The organism is Rhodanobacter sp. GW835-FHT13D09 (assembly GCF_058793995.1).
Genome location: NZ_JBXAGL010000024.1, coordinates 1 through 626 on the forward strand (window position 1 = coordinate 1; position 626 = coordinate 626).

General features: G+C 62.1%; 1 pseudogene. It reads right to left on the bottom strand.

Features of this window, described 5'->3' with window-relative positions:
• Positions 1–77 precede the first annotated feature (77 nt).
• A pseudogene (locus AC1Q5A_RS16600) lies at positions 78–626 on the bottom strand (IS5 family transposase); the annotation flags it as partial.

The window sequence follows — 626 nt, forward strand, 5'->3', positions numbered from 1 at the left end:
GAAGAAACGGGATGAATCACCGGGCGTGGAAGGCTTCCACAAGGCATATCCGCCTCTGACCCGATGGATTTCCTGGCTCACAGGCGCACCTCCCCCGCGGACGCCAGCAACGTTCGTCGCGCCATCCACAGGTTGGTTAGCGCGAACAGCGTGAGTATCTGAGTGGTGTTCTTGAACAGCCCCTTGAAGCGCACCTTCTGGTAGCCGAACTACCGCCTCACCACCCGGAAGGGGTGCTCCACCTTGGAGCGCACCGCTGCCTTCATGTGTTCCGTGTGTTTCACGGCGTCCTTCAGCTCGCCCTCGGGCATCGCCTTGACGCTGCCGCGTTTGGCCGCGATGTACCACGTGCGGCCACGCTTGGGGGCACGCTTCTCCGCGCCCTGGTAGCCGGCGTCGGCATAGACGGTTTTCTCCTTGCCATGCAGCAGCTTGCCCACTTCCGTCACGTCGCCCACGTTGGCCGGCGTCGTGGTCACCGTATGCACCAAGCCCGTTTCCACATCGACCCCGATGTGCGCCTTCATGCCGAAGTACCACTGATTTCCCTTCTTGGTCTGGTGCATCTCCGGGTCGCGTTGCTTGTCCTTGTTCTTCGTCGACGACGGTGCCTGGATGATCGTGGC